This window comes from Bacillus sp. FSL W8-0102, from assembly GCF_038007225.1.
GTDB classification, from domain to species: domain Bacteria; phylum Bacillota; class Bacilli; order Bacillales; family DSM-4216; genus Bacillus_O; species Bacillus_O smithii.
Window position 1 is genome coordinate 2,687,538 of the sequence record NZ_JBBOWT010000001.1, and the last position, 19,254, is coordinate 2,706,791.

A 19,254-nucleotide genomic window follows, 5' to 3' on the forward strand; every position below is an offset into this window, starting at 1 on the left:
GCCTATCATCACAGCGGACTTTCTTGATCGGGATTAAAAAACAAAACAGCAATAGCACCACCAGTCGACCATTTACGGCCATTCTCCCGCTTTCATTCTCTGTCCATTGTCATTTGCTTGTGGTCTGCCCATTCTTCCATTTATTTTTTGCATTTGTATGCTTCTCTTGAGGAATTGGTGCTTGGCTTGATTGATGTGCATCGAGGAGAGAAATGCAAATAGGAGCCTGTCCTTTGTTGAGACAGACTCTTTAATGATGATCGATTGTCTATTTCCAAACTTCAAATTTCAACGCAGACACTGCAAACGTTTACCCTGATTATTCAGATTCCGAAACTACTGTAAATCTTTCATTGATATGTTGCGGATTTTCAATTTCATCTACAAGCGCAATGGCAAAATCAGCATAACTTACATAACTTTTTCCTTTGGAATTGAAAATCAAATGATCTTTTCCTTTTTGATAGCTGCCTGTTCTTTTCCCTTCATAGTCAAATTCAGCAGCCGGGCTGATAAACGTCCATTTAATAGAATCCGTTTGCTGCAAAATTTCCAAACTTTTCGCTGCGTTTTCAGCAGTAGGATAAATAAAGTCCGGGAAATCAGGAGTTTTGTATAATGGAGTTGTTTTTTCTTCATCTACATATAAGCTGCCTGCGCCGCCGATCACTATTAATCTCGTATTCGGAGCGTTTTTCAAAACCTCAATCAAAGCGTTGGTTGCATCAATATAAAGATGTTCTTGTCCAATGGGTGCAGCAAATGCATTGACAACGACATCATATGCTTTCAAATCTTCTGTAGTAAGATCAAAAAGATCTTTTTCAATCACGCTCACATTTTCTTTCACTTTCGATGCATTTCTAACAATGGCTGTCACATCATGGCCTCGATTTAAAGCTTCTTTCAAAATAAGGTTCCCTGCTTTTCCAGCTGCCCCAATAATACCAATTTTCATTATATTTTCTCCTTTCAAGTCGTTTTTTTGTTTTTCTTTATTCCAACGATGAAGGTCAAACTTTAGATGTAAACAATTTGGATACAACTTAATTAAAAAAATTAGCATGAATCAGCGCTAATTTTTTTCCCCAGTTCTTCCGTTAATTCCTTTAAAGTGGTTCGTGCCAGTTCTTTTTCCATGGCTAATTGGGCTTTCCTTACATGGGAACGAAAAACCGATTCCACATGCGCTCCGACTTCACAATTCGGATTAGGATGTTCGTGAAAATGAAACAGTTCATTCTGTTCTACTACCTCAACAGCATGATAAACATCCAGCAACGTAATGTCATCGACATCCTTTAAAAGATAAGTGCCACCCACACCGGGCCGCACATCAATCAATCCCGCTTTTTTTAATTTCGATTGGATTTTTCGAATGAAAGCTGGATTTGTATTGACACTGCCTGCAATTTCTTCAGAAGTAAGCATAGGAAACCGATGCACCAACAACAAGATGTGTACCGCTACCGAAAAACGGCTGCTGATTCTCTTCATGATTGTCCCTCCATCGTCGTTGTAACCATTATAAATACAACATGTCGATTGTGTCAATTAATTGGTTTATTCATTATAAAGATAAATTTTTCATTATGAACAATAAACATTTCCAAAAAAGCCCCTTCACTTTGATTCCGTACTTCACACTAAAAAATACCATCTAGATGAGAAAAGAATGCGGATCACATTTTATAAAAAGCGCTACCTTTTGGACAATATCAACACAAAGGAAAGCGCCAGAATCGTTGGGTCCATAACATTCTGACAGTTCGCCATTCCGTTTGGTCTCAAAACAGCGCCCCCTATCCTGTCAAGGCTGACAATCTACGATCGATAATAGTATTAAAAGTTGCTTTTTCCATTTTTTGAAATTCGTAGTTTCTGTGCAAAAATGAAGATTGCTGACTATTTTCGTCAACAATCTCGTCAATGCTGAAAGATGGAATATACTTTTGTTTTAACATAGATCAAATGTATAATCATTACAATACTGTAACTATTTGTAGGATAGGAGCTTAAAATGAGCAATAAGAAAAAAAATATGGCGATGCCATAATTGCCATTATACTTGTCGCAATCCTTTGTCTAGTCATTTTATCAATACCGGTTTCAATATTTTTCTTTCGTTTTAAATTTTTAAATTCCCTTCCTGAAGTGAACATTGAAAATGGAGGATTCATAGGAAATTTATGGTTCATCCTGAATTTTATCGGTTATGTGACCGCATTTTTTTTCGTTGCAGAACTATTGTCTAAAAATTTAAATGAAATTAAAAATAAGTTCTTATCTACAGTTGTTAAATATGCTTTCACATTCACTTTATGTTGGTTATTTGCCGCTATTTACACACTGTTCTCCGAGAAGTTGTCAGCAAGCAATCTAGGCGTCTTGTACATAGCCATATTCTAATTCGCACTTGGGATAATAGTGGAAATACTATACTTCTTTGTTTACCAGTTACCTAATAAAAAAGAAAAGTAATTAAATCTATTATGAAAAAAGAACTGACCGTAATTTAGGTCAATTCTTTTTGTTCATTAAAAAATCAACACTTATAAACTTAGATTACTTTTAATCCAGATCATAATATTGAATGAATGAAAGGCTCTAATGTCAATCCGTTGGATGCACTATCGAGCGCCCTCTTTTTTGTAGTTGACTGGATGACATAAAGCTTTTCAAGGTGCAGCTTCGGGCTGTCGGGCTGAATAAATCAGCTTTTATTTTTGATAAAGCCGTATTAAATGATCTTGGCTAGTTGTATAATCAAATGCAACAAGCATAAAAAATGAAAAACCATAGATAAACCACGTATGATTAAGTCGACTAAAACAATATCGATACGGAGGATTTATCTATGGCAATTACTAATTCTACCATAGGAGCTCGGCATTTCAAACACTTAACGGCTTATGACCGTGGGAAAATTGCGGCCTTACACGCTGCTGGTAAGACTCAACAGGAGATTGCAGATTATGTTGGTTGTCACAAAAGCACCATCTCCCGTGAGTTAAGAAGAGGTACAGTGCCACAAAGAAAAAGCAACGGGAAAATTGTTCATGTCTATTTTCCAGACACAGGTCAACTTCTCTATGAGAGAAACAGGAAAGCCTGTGGCCGCAAGCTAAAACTAGACGATGCCATCGAGTTTATTAAGTATGCCGAAACTCAGATCCTTGATAAGAAATGGTCTCCTGATGCGGTATGTGGGAGAGCCAAACGTGATGGGAAATTCAAAGACAAAATGGTTTGCACCAAGACCCTTTATAACTATATTGATCTAGGACTTATAGGCGTTAAAAACATTGACCTACCTATGAAAATTACCCTGAACACCAAGAAAAAACGTAACCGGAAGAATAAGAAGATCTTAGGACGCAGTATCGATGAGCGACCAATTGAAGTCAATGAACGCCAAGAGTTTGGTCACTGGGAAATTGATACGGTTATAGGCAAGAAGACTAAAGATCAGGCCTTATTGACTCTTACTGAGCGCAAAACCCGTAAAGAAATAATTTTGAGAGTGACAGCCAAGGATAGTCTATCCGTTTCAGAAGTCATATCTCAGTTGAAAGTGTCTTATGGTAATCGGTTCTCTAAAGTGTTTAAAACCATTACGGCTGATAACGGTTCTGAATTTGCTGACCTCGGCCTTAGTGTTGAAAAAGATCTAACAGAGGTTTATTTTACACACCCTTACACATCCTGTGAACGAGGAACCAACGAGCGTCATAATGGCCTTATTAGGCGCTTCATACCAAAGGGGAGACCCATTTCCTCTGTGGCAGACGAAACCATTACCTATGTTGAAAATTGGTGTAACCATCTTCCAAGGAAGATCCTCAATTATCGTACACCTGAGGAGTGTTTCCAAATAGAGTTAGCTGGCTTAGCTTCTTAACCTTAAGCCAGCTAACCCAAAGGGTTGGTTTTTAGCAACTTGACAAAGAGCCTCTGCGGGCATGGCTACCAGCCATGAAGCCAGGTATACGGTACTGGCTGGGCCAACCAGGCTACCATGCCCACCACTCCACGTCAAGTCGCGCAGAGTGTCCCGATTCTACTTAATCATGGGTTATCTGGTCTTTCAATACTTGTTGCATTTAATATTGCAATTTAAGATTAAATGATCTTGTGGATTTTTACAAACAAAATCACAGCCATCAACGCTTACGGCGAATAATAAAACCATTATCAACCTTATCAAAACCAACTTTTGGATAATAATCCATTGCACTTGGTGCCGATAACAGGATGAGGGCGACCTCTTCACCGATAATTTTCCTTATCCTCTCTATGAGTTCCTTGCCAATCCCTCTTTTTTGATAATCTTTATCGACAGCCAAGTCAGAGAGGTAGCAACAATAACTGAAATCCGTTAATGCGCGGGCTATTCCAACCCATCTATTATGGTCCCAAGCCGTCAGAATAAGATTGGCATGATCCAACATCTTCTGAATCCGCTCTTTTTGGCCAATCGGGCGAGTGATGCCACTATTCCTAAATACTTGTATAACGTCTTCCGCTTTTACCGGTTCATTGTATTTATAAACTATTTCCATTTAAATATACCCCCTTAGACAGCATTATACGGAATATTCAAGCAGTTAGAATCAAGCCGATTTTTCATTATACCTTTCTTTTGTTGTATTATTTTTTTCAAGCTGCGATCAATACTGATTGCAAAATCCTTTTCTTGCCCACTATATAAATTGAAATAAAGGTTTTCTCCCGTTCCACGGCGAATAAATACAAAGAGAAAATAGGGGAACGGAGAGAAAATATGATGCCAAATCACAAAGACGAGATCGAAAAGTTGTCCACTGCCATGAAAGAAGCAAAAAGTAAACGAGCATATGAACGCTACCAAGCGATTTATCTTCATTTGCAGGGATATACCAAAGGAGAAATCGCAACGATTATTGGTCGATCCAAGAAAACTATTTATAACTATATTCATGCCTACGCCCAGCGCGGTCTTGATGGACTGGAGATGAAATACTCACCTGGCGCCCCACGTCGATTGACCCCTGAGCAGGAAAAAGAGCTGGCTTTGATCATTGAACATCAGCTCCCCGTAGATGTGGGATTCGAAGCAAAATATAATTGGACGCTTGCGATAATCGCTGAACTCATTCAACAAAAGTGGGGGCCAACATACACGCTTCGCGGAACAATTGACATTCTGCATCGGTTAGGGCTAAGCTATACGAAACCGACCTATACACTAGCCAATGCCGATGAAGAGAAACAAAAAGAATTCGTCGAAATCACCTTCCCTGAAGTAAAAAAAACTGGTAGATGGGAACATCGCCCATGTCCTCTTTCAAGATGAGTCGATGATTCGTGATTACCAAGCGATTCAAAAAACATGGTTTGTCAAAGGAAAACAACGAATCATTCCGACGTTTGGAAAACATCAAGGGCTGAAGCTGATTGGCACGTTGAACTACGAAACAGGGGAAGTGTTTTGCATCGAAGAAGAACGCTATGACGCGGAAACATTTCTTCGATTTCTTCAACTTGTGTTAGAACGCTATCCCACAGGCAAAATAGTGATGATTTTAGATAACGCTCGAATTCACCATGCCAAACTCATTCAGCCATTTTTAAAAGAACACGAAGATTGGTTAGAGCTCGTCTTTTTGCCACCATACAGTCCGCAATTGAACTTGATTGAAGGGCTATGGAAATGGCTGAAATCAGACGTGATTTACAACGTGTTCTATTCGAGTGTGCAAGAAATTAGAAAGAATGTCCAAGCCTTTATTCAGCGAATCAACCAGAAACCAGAACAAACGATCGATCGTTTGTGTGTTCAGTTGTAAATCTTTAATTCAACTTATATAGTTACATCGTTAAGTTACCTATTAACCCCTTCTTCTGTCATCAATTGACTTCTGTCGACTAAACCAATCAAGGTACTTGAAAAAACGAAAGGAAGCCTCCATTTGCTAAAATGGATGCTTCCTTTCACATACGGGTTTTTCGGTTATGCCGGATTTGCTTGTTTTTTTTCCTCTAATGCAAGCGTCCGCGCTGTATATGCATGAATTTCATGAATAAGTTCTGGGTTTTGCAAAAGTGACACGCCGTAAGAAGGAATCATTTCTTTTATTTTCGGTTCCCACGCATTTAGATGTTGCGGGAAGCATCTTTTGATAACCTCAAGCATGACGTGAACGGCAGTAGAAGCACCCGGAGAAGCACCGAGCAATGCAGCGACCGAACCATCAGCGGCGCTAACAACTTCTGTACCAAATTGAAGCGTTCCTTTGCCGCCGGTCTCCGTATCTTTGATCACTTGTACACGTTGACCCGCTACTACAATATCCCAATCTTCGCTTTTGGCGTTCGGGACAAACTCTCGCAACTCTTGAATACGCTTTTCTTTCGATAACATAAGTTGTTGGACCAGGTATTTTACCAACGACATATTTTTGACGCCTGACGCCAACATCGTTACGAGATTATGCGGTTTTACGGAAGCAAATAAATCCAGATTTGAACCGGTTTTTAAGAATTTTGGCGAAAAGCCGGCAAACGGTCCAAAGAGCAATGATTTTTTGTTGTCGATATATCGTGTATCAAGATGCGGAACAGACATTGGAGGAGCACCAATTGCAGCTTTGCCGTATACTTTTGCATGATGCTGCGCTACAACCTCCGGATTGTTACATACCAGGAATAATCCGCTTACCGGAAATCCTCCAATATGTTTACTTTCAGGAATGCCGGTTTTTTGCAGTAAAGGCAGACTTCCGCCGCCGGCGCCGATAAAGAGGAATTTTGCAGTATGGAGTTCGACAGTACCGCTATCGAGATTTTTTACTTTCAATTCCCATAATCCGTCGCTGGTACGTTTAATATCTTGGACTTTATGTTTGTAGTGGATATCGACGCCTTGATTCTTTAAGTGGTCAAACAACATGCGCGTTAATGCGCCAAAGTTGACGTCAGTTCCGGATTCGATTCTTGTTGCCGCTATCGGTTTATTGATTGTCCGGTCTTTCATCATAAGTGGAATCCATTCCTTCAGTTTTCCCGGATCATCGGAAAATTCCATCCCTTGAAACAGAGGGTTGTCGGACAATGCTTCAAAACGTTTTTTCAAAAACTGTACGTTTTGTTCCCCTTGTACGAAACTGATATGGGGCAATGGCCGGATGAAGTCCTGAGGATTACGTATCAGATTGTTTTTTACAAGATAAGACCAAAATTGTTTTGAAACCTGAAACTGCTCATTAATTCTGATAGCCTTGCTGATATCTATGGATCCATCCGGTTTTTCGACAGTGTAGTTCAACTCGCACAATGCAGAATGTCCTGTTCCCGCATTATTCCATTCGTTAGAGCTTTCCTCACCTGCCTTGTCGAGCTTCTCAAAAACTGTAATTTCCCAATCCGGTGCTAATTCTTTCAGCAGCGTTCCCAACGTCGCACTCATGATGCCGGCACCAATTAAGATAACGTCTGTTGTAGTATGTCTGTTACTCATATTTAAAGTCCCGTCCTTATACCCTAAGATTTACAGAAAAGATGTATGCGCTCACAACAAGCCATAGAGCAACCTTGTCACACATCTTTTCTGGATCAAATATAACCAATTATAGTGTATCACTATTATCAAAAGATTAAAATATTTATTTACAATTATATGATCAGTTATAACCTATTTAAAAGCTGGTAAATTTCAATGGTGACATACTGTTGCAGTTAAGAAGTGATAAGCAAGGCCCCGGGAAACACAAAAACCAAGGCTTTTAACCAACTTTTTTCATAGGCTGAGTTTTGATTCGCTGTTACTTCTTTAGTTCCTTAGTTGCGCTGTACTGGTTTATTTTGCACATGAAAAATGATCTCTTTTCCGGCAGCAGGTTTTTCGATATCAATTTATAAAGCTTTCGAGCAATTGGTAGCTTTTCGAGGATAACAAAGAACAACTCTTTCGCATTACGATGCGATTAAAGCCGTAATTAGAGTGTTTCTTGTATTCTTCCAACGAGATGTTCTTTTTTCGCCCACGTTTTGTACCCGCTTTCATAAATCAGCATTATTGCCGGCAAAGCTACGTGGCAGCCACTTTTAATCGATACGCCGCAAAGGACCCATGCTGCTTGCCGCATATTGAAACCAACGTCTTCTTGGTCCGTCCGATATGTTTTTTGAAGCAGCAATTCCATCAATATAATATTTCTTCTATTTCATATCTTTATAGCTACGCCATCAACATCTTTATAAATTTTGAATCCGTTTTGATTCACCTTTATATGGGTTGAAAGAGTTTTTCGTCTAACAGGTTGATCAGTGCATGAAAAAAAGATCACTTTATTTTCTAAAAACATTTTACCATCAACCTCGTTCATTGGAAACCGGACAAAGCGGTTCAATCATCCATTCATCATTTCCAATTTATTTGCATTCCCATTAGGAGAACCGATCCTTCTCGAGCATCAGGGTCTGAAAAAATAACCGCAATCCGTATTGTCGCGGGGATAATATCCAAAGAATTCCATTGAAGAATCAGCATATATTCATAAAAATCAATGCTCCCTTTTATTGATTCTTTCTCTCTTGTAACCAAATAAACAATTAACATCTAGAAGGACACAAATAATAAACCCCGTTATCTAATTGCATTTCATTCAAAAAAACCACCCTCTTGCTTGTTTAGCATATACCAAATGAATATCGTCAGGATCAGGATGAATATTAGTGAAAAAAAGTACCAACTATTGCTGGCAAAAACAGAGGGAAACAATAAAAATACGACCGGTATTTCTTAAAGTCACTCCATAATTTTTGTTCTGTCTCCCAATCGAAATTTGGTCTATATTCATCTGCTTTTAGACGGATAAATGCTCCCGCTAGAAGCAATTCTACACATTGTGCTATACTCCAAAATGAAATAGATGGTGTAAATAATATGGAAAAAACTAAAATAATTGAAACATATCCAGTCAGCAGCAATCCTATGTAGAAGGCATATTTCTGCCAGAATAATGACCATTTCTTAATAGGCAATGCTAATAATAGTTTTCTATTATGTTTTTCAATCGAATAAAGCAATGCAATTGGTGAACTTGTTAACAATAATGCAACAGCAATGAAAAAAACCGTAGCCGATCCAACCATATTTAATTTCATTAGGTTATAGGAGAAGAAAACAATAAAAGCAACCATTACGGCATAGTTTAAAATCATTGCTTTAGATGAAAGAAATCTGTTCCATTCCCTTTTATAAAAGGAAAATTCGATATGTCGTGATTTTAAATTTTTATCAGACTGGTTGGAAACCTGCAAGAATTTCGGAAAATCTACAACGATCACCCAGCCTATATGAATGATGCATAACAATATATACAATATTGGCAAACGGCACATGGAGCAAAACACAAGCAGCAGAGCTGCAATATGAGAGAACATATACAGTGTTTGTTTTCTATTCAACAAATTTCCCAATGCAATGCCAATCACAATAGAATATATGCTTAAAAACAAAAATTTGCATAACCAAACCAATAGATCGTTTGCAGATAGATGGTGGTCAACAAATAAAACAATAGGGAGTATAATGAAAAACAATGTTCTTCTTAAACACATATCAATATAAAGAAAAAGTATTTGCGAAGTCCAAAAAACACGTGGCCGAATAGGCATGATGCAAATGACATCCATAAATTTTTCTTTCCACTGCGTGTTTACGGATAAAAGTGTGATATATACGTTTATAAAAAGAAGAGCTCCCACAATATAACCCTTTAATAAAATACTTTCGTTTATATGCGCCTGTTTGATTAAACCAATTTCAAATAGAACAAGAATGCCAAGACCAATTATTGTTTGGATGAAATCTTTTCTCTTATATTTTCCATAGTACTGTTTAATGAATAATTGAAAGATGAGCAAGAAATCAGTCATTTCGGATTACCTCAAAAAATTCCTTATGTAAATCTAAATTTTCATTAATTTTTGCTACAGAAAGGATTTTCTTATTATGAGCATTTTGCAAAATTAGATTTTTTGGATAAAAGTATAAAAAATAAAGCACTCGACAAATAGCTACCAGCTTGTTATTTTACAAAATATTACAATAATCTTGTTTTCGGGCATGCCTACAGAATTTTTCACATTGAATTTTTTTTAAGCGGCTTTCTTCCCTTTATTTTCCTTTGCCATCGCTAGCGCTGAAACAAGTAATACAATAGCGTTCAGGTAAATATGGGTCTTTACTTTTTCAATTCCCCATACATGTAGGGAGTTCGCCGTAAGGTAGCTTTTCATTCTTGAATTACAGCGTTCTACACTTGTCCTCTCGTTGTAAAGCTCTTTCCAACGTTTTGTATCACGGTGCGGATTGGAATATCGGCGCACATCCTTTTTGATGTCGACTTTTACCACCATTCCATAGTTGGAAGATGAACAGGCTGCCATTCCTAATGGGCAATCCACTTTGCCGGTTGCGTGAGGACATCTGAACTTGAGCTGGTCCTTATCAGCTCCCCAATAAGTCATTTCATAACCCATGGAACAACGCGGAGTTCCATTGGAAGAAATCCCTTCAGGAGGCTCTTTTTCGTTGCGCAAATTGAGCGGGATAATGGCTTGCGCTCCAATGTTTTTGGCTGATTCATAGTTTTTTAGTTGGTCATATCCGCCATCCATGATCAGAAATTCAATTTTGGATTTGGTACGCTCTGCCACTTGCTCTATTAATTCTGGTGCGACTTCTCCATCGTTCACATGGGCAGGGGTTACTTTTATGGCCATTGGCAGTTCGCTTGCGGTATCGACTGAAAGATGCATCTTATAGCCAAACCAGGTAATTTTATTGCCGAAGGAATCATATTTTGCGCCCCAATTGGCATTACCCGTTTGTTCACTACGCTTTTTGGGCTGTTTCTTTTCATAGGCATCAATGGCGGCACTGTCGATGGCCTGGTGGCTGCCGTCAATTATTCCTTCCTCCTGAGCTAACTGTACCAAGTCAAGGAAGATCTTTTCAGCCAGCTTTTTTTTGGTAAGTGCCGCAAAAACCCGGCTGAGAGTGGAGATAGACGGTGCGGGGCGATCAATCGATAAACCGCATTGATAACGGAAACGAAGGTCTTTATCCAATCGATGATGAAGGGCGGTAAAGGTGTCGATGCCTTCGAGTGGGGCAGCGATGAGAGCCCTTAGAATCCCTTCTCTGGAATGACCGTCAGCCCCTCGGGGTGAAGAACTTCTCAACTGTTTAGCATAAGGGCGTAAATCAAGCGAGCTAAAAAAGATAGGTAATTTCTCTTTTGACTCTAATTTTTGCAGTTCTTCAAAGGAAAATAGGCTTTCTTGTAGAATATACAAAGTGACTTCCTCCTTTTGAATTTTTGTGGTTTCGTCACTTCAAAAATTCTACATTTTAGGGGTGAAGTCCTTTTTTGTGTCTTTGAAATCCTTATGGCTCTTGGGTCAAAAAATATGCAAAATGCTCATTATGCAAAATAATTGCATAGTCACAAAACCTTTTTACGATTTCAAGAAGATGGGATGAAAAGAGAATAGTTCCTCCATTCTTACAATACTTTTTCATTTTTTGATGAAATACTTCTATGGACTCTACATCTAAACCGACAAGTGGTTCATCGAGAATAAAAAGAGGAACTCTCAGCAACAGACCTGTTATTAGAACAACCTTTTGTCGATTTCCAAGCGATAATTCAGAAATACGCCTGCCAACATATTTCGTAAAATGAAACTCTTCAGCTAATTGAAGAAATTCTTCTTCTTTAAATATTTTTTGATAAAGCTTATGAACGAATTTAACATATTCACGAGCAGACATCTCTGTGAACAGCATTGGATAATCAGCGGCAAAATATCGTTTTTTTTTAGATTCATGCCATTGATGTAATTTTGCATCAGGCTCCACTTTTATATCCTCCATTTTAAAAAAGCCACTAAAAGAACGATTTATTCCGGTTAAAGTATTCAACAAAGTTGTTTTTCCAGCGCCATTGACTCCTAGCAATCCGTAAACATACCCCTGCTTCAAAGAAAGATTGATATCCTCCAAAACAAAGTTGTTTTTTTCATACCATACGGATAGATGTTGAATGTCTAAAATAGGATTCATCGTTTCACATCCTTTGTTGCTCGAACGACAAACACAATGGCTATAATGAGAGAGAAAACGGCTAAACCCCAATTACCTTTTACGAAATAAGTAATAGCTGCCGCAAAAAAGATCAATGAAATAATATATAGAAATACCTTCCGTTGACTTCCGCGATTTTGTCGATTTTCTGACATGAAAAGCCCTCCTAAACAAGCTGGATAATATCCTTCAGATTCTCATTTTTTGCCCATCGGAATGAAAAGTTCCTTTTCATGAATAAAAACTTTTGATATACATCTGCGTTCATAGTGGGAAATTCTATATTTTTCCTCTTTCAAAATCATTCACCCAACTATAAGTGACGGGTACAATCTAATGGTAAATTTTTAAAATTACCAATTCAATATAATAATTCGAAAAATCTGTTAACCTTTTTGACCAAAAAAATCCCCTACCAGATAGACTCCTAAAAACAATCTACCTGTAGGGGATAATGCAGAGCTTTAGCGTTCTTTTTTATAAAAAGATATAGATTGATTGAATATATCCATACCTTTCTTTTATCTATTAAAAGTCAAAATTATCAGGATCCGGACCAACACGGTGATTCTGATTCAAACTGTCAATAAGTTCCATATCTTCTTTAGATAACTCAAAATCAAATATCGATGCGTTTTCCACAATTCGATGTTCTTTTGTCGATTTAGGAATGGTGACAACGCCGTTTTGCAAGTCCCAGCGTAAAATAACTTGAGCGACAGTTTTATTATACCTTTTCCCGATCTCTTGCAGTACTTCATTATCTAATAATTGACCTTGCATTAATGGAGACCAAGCTTCCAACTGGATTCCTTGTTTCTGACAAAACGCCTGAAGTTCTTTTTGTGTTAAACGAGGATGGTATTCTACTTGGTTCACCATTGGTTTAATGTCGGCACCTTCCATCAAGTCTTCAAGATGGTGAATTTGGAAATTGCTTACTCCAATCGCTTTTACTCGTCCTTCTTTATAAAGATCCTCCAAAGCTCTCCATGCCTCTTTGTACTTGCCTTCTACAGGCCAGTGAATCAGGTACAGATCCAGATACTCTAAGCCGAGTTTATTTAAGCTCGTTTCAAATGCCTTTTTAGTAGATTCATATCCTAAATCGGCATTCCAAACTTTCGATGTCACAAATAGATCTTCTCTGAAAATACCTGCTTCTTTCATCCCTTCACGGATGCCTGTCCCGACTCCCGCTTCATTTTTATAAATAGCTGCTGTGTCTATACTACGATAACCATGTTTAATGGCCGTTTTCACAGCATTCACCAACTCAGGGCCTTCATCTACTGTGAACTACCCTCCACTTATCAACCTTACGGTTTGATTGAAGTGGGGGCTTCTCGGGTAATCCCGTCTAATGACAGAAAATTGACCGAGCTAACCCTCTCGTTCCGAAAGTTATTATTCTTTATGCTAATAAGCGTAATCCCTCATTTTTGATATTGATTGCTGAATTGTGATCGCGATCTAATACAAAGCCGCAAGAACATTTATATACACGTTCAGATAATGGCATTTCTTTTTCCTTGCCGCAACATGAACACTTCTTAGTGGAGGGAAACCACTTATCAATTTTCACAAGTTGTTTCCCCTGTTCTTTTAGCTTATACGCTAAGAAAGTAGTGAACATCCCCCAGCCGTTATCATGAACGCTTTTTCCAAAGTTGAGGGCTTGAGACATGCCTTTCATGTCTAAGTCCTCAATAATCACAGCGTCATAGTTTGTTGCTAATTCTTTTGACTTATGATGAAGAAAGTTTCTGCGCTGATTCGCTGTCTTTTCATGTAGCTTAGCCACTTTCAGGTGTTGTTTTTCCCATCTTGCAGAACCTTTCTTTCTTCGAGAAAGAATTCGTTGTGCTTTTGCTAATTTATCTAAGGCTTGCCGATAGTAACGTGGGTAATTGGCTTTCTTACCCTGTTCACTCTCGACATATAGACCATCCATAGCAAAATCCAAACCAACAACTTTCTGTATTTTAACTGGACGAATATCTTTCTCATATTCTGTCAAAATTGAAATGTAGTATTTGCCTGTCTTTGTTTTAGAAATAGTGCAAGATTTGATTTTATAATCAGCAGGTATCTCTCTATGCTGTTTCATTTTTATTGGCTTTTTGATTTTTGGCAGTTTGATATGACCATTTTCTAGCTTAATATTTCCGTTGACCATATTAGTTGTATAGGATTGTTTTGCTTTACGATTTTTGAACTTTGGAAAATCCGCATTTCCTTCAAAGAAATTCTTATAAGCAGTCTGTAAGTTCATTTGTGCATTTGCCAAAGCTAAAGAATCCACTTCTTTTAGGAATGGAAATTCACTTTTATATTTTGCAGGGGTCGGAAACTTTTGCTTTTTAAGCAATTCTTTATCATCCTTGAACTTTTCATACGTTTCTTTGCGTTCAGCTAACATCTTATTGTAGACAAAGCGAACACAACCAAATGTCTTAGCTAATAATGCGGATTGTTCTTTGTTTGGTAACAAACGAAACTTGAAAGCTTTGTTTTGCTTGGCCATATCAATTCACCTCACTTTGTGCGGAAAAATTTCGTATATATTGATTATACCGTAAAAAATCCGTACAATCAATATGAGGTGATAATCATGAGAGAAGAGAAAGAACGTGTAGAAATTCGTATGCCTAAGACGATATTAGAAAAATTGGAGCAATATCAAAAAGAAAATGGGATTCCAACTAGAACAGCCGCAATCTTAGAATTGTTGAGAAAGGGATTGGAAAAATAACTTTGGCTAAAGCCAACCGAAATTCATCTCCCACCTACTCATTGGTGCTATTCGCACCTTCACATTCCTAGAGGATGGGAGACTTCTTTCGGAAAGACGTTAAATTCTTTTTGCCACTAAGTAATTGAGTAAACTTGACTACCCCAAACATTGCCATTGCAAAAAACAATACAGATACTATGCTTGAAACGATCATTCCAGTACCTCCCTTATTTTATGGAAGTATACAATGTTTTCCTTTAATTGTTGCTCTTACCCACTAAAAAATCCCAGAGTTATCTACTTTTAATTTACTTGATTTTACTCACCGTTTAAGCGACAGAACATCAAAAACCAGATCCTTATCGAAGCGAATTCAATACTGCATCCAACTGACTTTCCGTTTTGACGGACACCTTGCAAAGAATCAAAAACTACTTTGCCGAGGAATAGGCGCCGATAAATTTCAACAGTTGTTCTTGGGCATCAATGCCTTTTTGTCGATCCGCTTGCTTGCTTAAATGAGTGATATCCTTTCCAGCCTCTAATAGTGATTTTTGCATGGTTTTTAAAGCAGTTGTTTTAGGAGTTTGTTTTTCTACTTTTTGCAAATCAGATTGAATGATGTCTCGATTGGCTAAATCGGCTCCTTTGTTCAGAACAATATTGGCACTCTCCGCCGAAAGCAGCTGAAACAAAGAAACGTATTGCTCCACCAAGCCAGTGTCGCTTTTAGCAGCTTGGATCTTTCTTTCCGGTATCGTAAAAGTTTTCGCATAAACATCCACTTTTTTTTCTTTCCAAAGACTGCCTAACTTCTTTGCATCTTCAATCGATCCAGCCGTACCCAATAGAAGAACGTATTGTCCATCCTGCATGAACGTTTCGGCAGGGACCCCTTTATCTTTCACTTTTTTCAGCACCTCTTGCGCTGCTTCTTCTTTGCTGAAAATACCTCCCTGAACAATCGACGCCGAAAGTTCTGGAAGTACAAGCGTTTCCTCCTTATTGCTTTTTGCCGGCACAGTTCCTTGCTGGGAAGAGCGGACCTGCTTAACCGGTGTTCCCGCATCCGCATTCGTGACAACTTTAACAATCACAAAGCCAAGCATGATGCCGACAATCATAGCGCTGACTATGGATAACGCAAGCGATGCAGCCTGTTTTCCTCCCACTGATCTTTTTCCGCTTTTTTTCTTTCCTTTAGAGGTTGAAACATATTCTATTTTATGAAAGCCTTGATCCTCTCCCATTTTTTGAACTTCTTCTTCTGGAAGGACCCACGCAAAAGATTCATTTTCTTCGCCACTGTTTTTTTCAATCGCCGCAGCAGTCTCCTTTTGACTGGTATTCCAACGATGAGTGATTGAGTTCTTCTTTTCCGATTCTTTCCCATCTAGTACAATTTTGATCGTGCGATTTTTTTGCTCGTCCAATTTGCCTGCCCTCCCCGTGCATTCTTATTGCCTTATCCTAGCACACTCAATCAAAAAAAGAACAAGAGTTTTGTCGTCTTTTAAAGGCAGCTTGTCGTCAAATTTTTTCACTGCTTTTCTATTTTCGCAAGGCATGCATGAGAAAACGGTCGTAAATTTTCTAAAATATTCGCTTGCCCACTCGAAATGTCCCTTATTTTCCGCCAAAAATGTTAAGATCACGAATCATTCTCTCAAGATCATTACAAAACTTTATTTCAATAGCAAGCAAAAATTTTTTCTTATGTATAGTTGATGAAGTCTCTAAGTTATGGCATCGCCATTGACTTATAAACGTTATTTTGAAGGGTAGTTGTTGCATCACGGGAAGGCCGCATATGTAGATTCCCTTGCTATCATCAAAATGGATTTATTGACTCGTTATGACGACAAATCTTTAATCAAGAAAATACGTGTCGAATGGTAGAATAATCGTTGGATAAAAAAGCTATCAAAAAATAGTTTCTCCTTCGCCCGGACAGTCGATTTTTATATGAGAATAACAATTTTGATTCAACAACAAGAAAACTATTTCGAGCAAAAAAAGAAGACCCGCTACGAGTCTTCCTGATCGTTTTTCCTGCAAAGGGCAGTAAGACCTCTTCTCAATAAAGCTAACTGTCCCTGATGCCGATTGGTTTCACTAACCATTCGTGTTCCACGAATGGAAGTGTCACCTTATCCCGCATGAAGGGGCAGTAAGATCCTTCCTCTCCAGAACATATAGGACTAATAGAGCTCCAATTGGAGGACAACTGCCCCTAATGCCCGATTGGTTCCACTAACCATTCATGTTCCATGAATGGAAGTGTCACCTTATCCCGCATGAAGGGGCAGTAAGATCCTTCCTCTCCAGAACATATAGGACTAATAGAGCTCCAATTGGAGGACAACTGCCCCTAATGCCCGATTGGTTTCACTAACCATTCGTGTTCCACGAATGGAAGTGTCACCTTATCCCGCATGAAGGGGCAGTAAGATCCTTCCTCTCCAGAACATATAGGACTAATAGAGCTCCAATTGGAGGACAACTGCCCCTAATGCCCGATTGGTTCCACTAACCATTCATGTTCCATGAATGGAAGTGTCACCTTATCCCGCATGAAGGGGCAGTAAGATCCTTCCTCTCCAGAACATATAGGACTAATAGAGCTCCAATTGGAGGACAACTGCCCCTAATGCCCGATTGGTTCCACTAACCATTCATGTTCCATGAATGGAAGTGTCACCTTATCCCGCATGAAGGGGCAGTAAGATCCTTCCTCTCCAGAACATATAAGACTAATAGAGCTCCAATTGGAGGACAACTGCCCCTAATGCCCGATTGGTTCCACTAACCATTCGTGTTCCACGAATGGAAGTGTCACCTTATCCCGCATGAAGGGGCAGTAAGATCCTTCCTCTCCAGAACATATAGGACTAATAGAGCTCCAATTGGAGGACAACTGCCCCTAATGCCCGATTGGTTCCACTAACCATTCATGTTCCATGAATGGAAGTGTCACCTTATTTGTTTTTTTGGAATGCTTTTTTCACTTCTGAAAGAAAATACAGAGAGCCTGTAATCATGAGCATTTCGTTTTCTTGAAGAGAGGCTGTTTTTTCCTTCAAGAAAGACGGCCACCCTTCTCCAATATACGTTCCGTTGCAGCCTGAAAATTCTTCTTGTCCGGCTGCTTTCGGAAAATCAAATGTGGCAAAAACAAGTTCATCCGCGATTTCTTCAAGCGATCGCACCATGTCGTCTATTTTTTTCGTTTTCAGCGCCGCAAAAAGAATCGTGCGTTTATATTCCGAATAACGCTGCTTTATCGTTTCGGTAAGTGCCTTGATCCCATCAGGATTATGAGCGCCGTCCATCATGACTAAAGGCTTCTCGGACAAAACTTCCATTCTTCCTGGCCAAAACGCATTTTTTAATCCGTCGCGAATATGCTCCTCTTCAATTAAGAAAGAAAAGAACGTTTTCAAGTAGGAAGCCGCCATTAATGCAAGAGCAGCATTTTCGACTTGATGGACTCCTTTTAATCCGACAATTAAATCTTCCCAGCTTCCTAAAACGGATGAGAGGTTGATCTTTTCACCCTCCGGAACAGAAGCAACATGTTCGACCGAGAACTCTTTCCCCAATCGATAAAGGCTGGAACGGCCTTTTTTGCTTTTATTTTGAATGACAGCAAGAGCATCCTCTTGATGAACTGCCGTGATCACAGGGATTCCGTTTTTAATGATTCCTGCCTTTTCAAATGCAATTTTTTCAACAGTATCCCCCAAATACTCCATATGGTCCATTCCAATATTCGTAATCACCGTCAATATCGGAATAATCACGTTGGTGGAATCAAATCGTCCTCCCATTCCCACCTCAAAAATGACTAAAGGAACCGGGCGGATTTTGGCAAAATAATAAATAGCCATCGCCGTAATGACTTCAAATTCTGATGGACCACCCCATTCTGTATTTTCCAGTTCTTCCGCCAATGGTTTAATCACATTGGTCAGCTGGACAATCTCTTCATTGCTAATGGGTTTGCCGTTCACGCTGATTCGTTCGTTAAATTGTTCGATATACGGGGAAGTAAAAGTTCCGACATGATAGCCCGCTTCTTGCAAAATGGAGCGGATCATTTCAACCGTTGACCCTTTGCCATTTGTCCCTCCGACATGTACGGCTTTCAAGCGGCGCTCCGGATGATCAAGCTTCTCCATCATCCATTCCATTCTCTTTAAACCCGGTTTGATTCCAAGCTTCAATCTTCCATGAATCCATTCTAACGCTTCTTCGTATGTATGAATCATTTTTCAATCCCCCCTTTATTACAATACTACTTGAGAAAAACGATTTCAAAAAAGAATACAAAAAAAGACTGGAAGCAAGGAGGAATACTTGCTTTGCAGAAGCAAATCCA

15 protein-coding genes and 1 pseudogene are annotated in these 19,254 nt (G+C 38.9%); 3 read left to right on the top strand and 13 right to left on the bottom strand.

Translation table 11 applies throughout. The features are described from left to right. Nucleotides 1-319 precede the first annotated feature (319 nt). Nucleotides 320-958 carry an NAD(P)-dependent oxidoreductase gene (locus N1I87_RS12820; RefSeq protein WP_048624403.1) on the bottom strand — a complete coding sequence of 213 codons (639 nt, stop codon included), beginning with the start codon at nt 956-958 and terminating at the stop codon, nt 320-322. Nucleotides 959-1,059: 101 nt separating this feature from the next. Continuing rightward, entirely contained in the window at nt 1,060-1,497 is a 438-nt protein-coding gene (locus N1I87_RS12825; protein WP_003354189.1) for an Rrf2 family transcriptional regulator, read from the bottom strand. A gap of 1,360 nt (nt 1,498-2,857) precedes the next feature. Here N1I87_RS12825 and N1I87_RS12830 point away from each other — a divergent pair. Beyond that, nucleotides 2,858-3,901, top strand: a complete 1,044-nt coding sequence (locus N1I87_RS12830) for an IS30 family transposase (RefSeq protein ID WP_048622401.1) — start codon at nt 2,858-2,860, stop codon at nt 3,899-3,901. A 262-nt stretch (nt 3,902-4,163) separates the two neighbouring features. Here the strand turns inward: N1I87_RS12830 and N1I87_RS12835 are convergent, their stop codons facing one another. Next, complete coding sequence (locus tag N1I87_RS12835) at nt 4,164-4,562, bottom strand: GNAT family N-acetyltransferase (RefSeq protein ID WP_341102116.1); 399 nt, start codon at nt 4,560-4,562, stop codon at nt 4,164-4,166. 221 nt (nt 4,563-4,783) lie between these two features. Here N1I87_RS12835 and N1I87_RS12840 point away from each other — a divergent pair. After that, nucleotides 4,784-5,828, top strand: a protein-coding gene (locus N1I87_RS12840; protein WP_341100260.1) for an IS630-like element ISBs2 family transposase whose coding sequence is annotated in 2 segments (ribosomal slippage) — nt 4,784-5,287 and nt 5,289-5,828 — 1,044 coding nt in all. Because the reading frame shifts where the segments join, the coding sequence is not laid out codon by codon here. 164 nt (nt 5,829-5,992) lie between these two features. On the opposite strand, the gene N1I87_RS12845 is transcribed toward N1I87_RS12840, so the two are convergent. The 8 genes and pseudogenes from N1I87_RS12845 to N1I87_RS12880 form a co-directional block, all read right to left on the bottom strand. Beyond that, nucleotides 5,993-7,498 carry a malate:quinone oxidoreductase gene (locus N1I87_RS12845; protein ID WP_341102119.1) on the bottom strand — a complete coding sequence of 502 codons (1,506 nt, stop codon included), beginning with the start codon at nt 7,496-7,498 and terminating at the stop codon, nt 5,993-5,995. A gap of 478 nt (nt 7,499-7,976) precedes the next feature. Then, nucleotides 7,977-8,186 (bottom strand): hypothetical protein, encoded by a 210-nt coding sequence (locus tag N1I87_RS12850; protein ID WP_341102121.1) that lies wholly within the window; start codon nt 8,184-8,186, stop codon nt 7,977-7,979. Nucleotides 8,187-8,712: 526 nt separating this feature from the next. After that, a complete protein-coding gene (locus N1I87_RS12855) occupies nt 8,713-9,921 on the bottom strand; it encodes a bacteriocin biosynthesis protein AlbD (protein ID WP_341102123.1) in 1,209 nt (402 codons plus the stop codon). A gap of 222 nt (nt 9,922-10,143) precedes the next feature. Further along, the gene (locus N1I87_RS12860) at nt 10,144-11,346 is read right to left on the bottom strand and encodes a transposase (RefSeq protein ID WP_063210481.1); all 1,203 of its coding nucleotides are present in this window, start codon (nt 11,344-11,346) and stop codon (nt 10,144-10,146) included. Between the two features lie 91 nt (nt 11,347-11,437). Further along, complete coding sequence (locus N1I87_RS12865) at nt 11,438-12,115, bottom strand: ABC transporter ATP-binding protein (protein WP_341102126.1); 678 nt, start codon at nt 12,113-12,115, stop codon at nt 11,438-11,440. Continuing rightward, nucleotides 12,112-12,291: an antibiotic biosynthesis protein AlbB gene (locus N1I87_RS12870; protein WP_270583578.1), complete on the bottom strand. Its 180-nt coding sequence runs from the start codon at nt 12,289-12,291 to the stop codon at nt 12,112-12,114. Before N1I87_RS12870 ends, N1I87_RS12865 begins: the two co-directional genes overlap by 4 nt. Nucleotides 12,292-12,664: 373 nt before the next feature. Then, a pseudogene (locus N1I87_RS12875) lies at nt 12,665-13,435 on the bottom strand (aldo/keto reductase); the annotation flags it as partial. A gap of 115 nt (nt 13,436-13,550) precedes the next feature. Next, the gene (locus tag N1I87_RS12880) at nt 13,551-14,663 is read right to left on the bottom strand and encodes an RNA-guided endonuclease TnpB family protein (protein WP_003353982.1); all 1,113 of its coding nucleotides are present in this window, start codon (nt 14,661-14,663) and stop codon (nt 13,551-13,553) included. 87 nt (nt 14,664-14,750) lie between these two features. Between N1I87_RS12880 and N1I87_RS12885 the strand changes: the two genes are divergently transcribed. After that, a complete protein-coding gene (locus tag N1I87_RS12885) occupies nt 14,751-14,891 on the top strand; it encodes a ribbon-helix-helix protein, CopG family (protein ID WP_003352379.1) in 141 nt (46 codons plus the stop codon). A 413-nt stretch (nt 14,892-15,304) separates the two neighbouring features. Here the strand turns inward: N1I87_RS12885 and N1I87_RS12890 are convergent, their stop codons facing one another. After that, nucleotides 15,305-16,306 (bottom strand): SPOR domain-containing protein, encoded by a 1,002-nt coding sequence (locus N1I87_RS12890; protein WP_327804079.1) that lies wholly within the window; start codon nt 16,304-16,306, stop codon nt 15,305-15,307. Nucleotides 16,307-17,851: 1,545 nt separating this feature from the next. Beyond that, a complete protein-coding gene (locus tag N1I87_RS12895; RefSeq protein ID WP_341102133.1) occupies nt 17,852-19,144 on the bottom strand; it encodes a bifunctional folylpolyglutamate synthase/dihydrofolate synthase in 1,293 nt (430 codons plus the stop codon). Nucleotides 19,145-19,254: the final 110 nt, after the last annotated feature.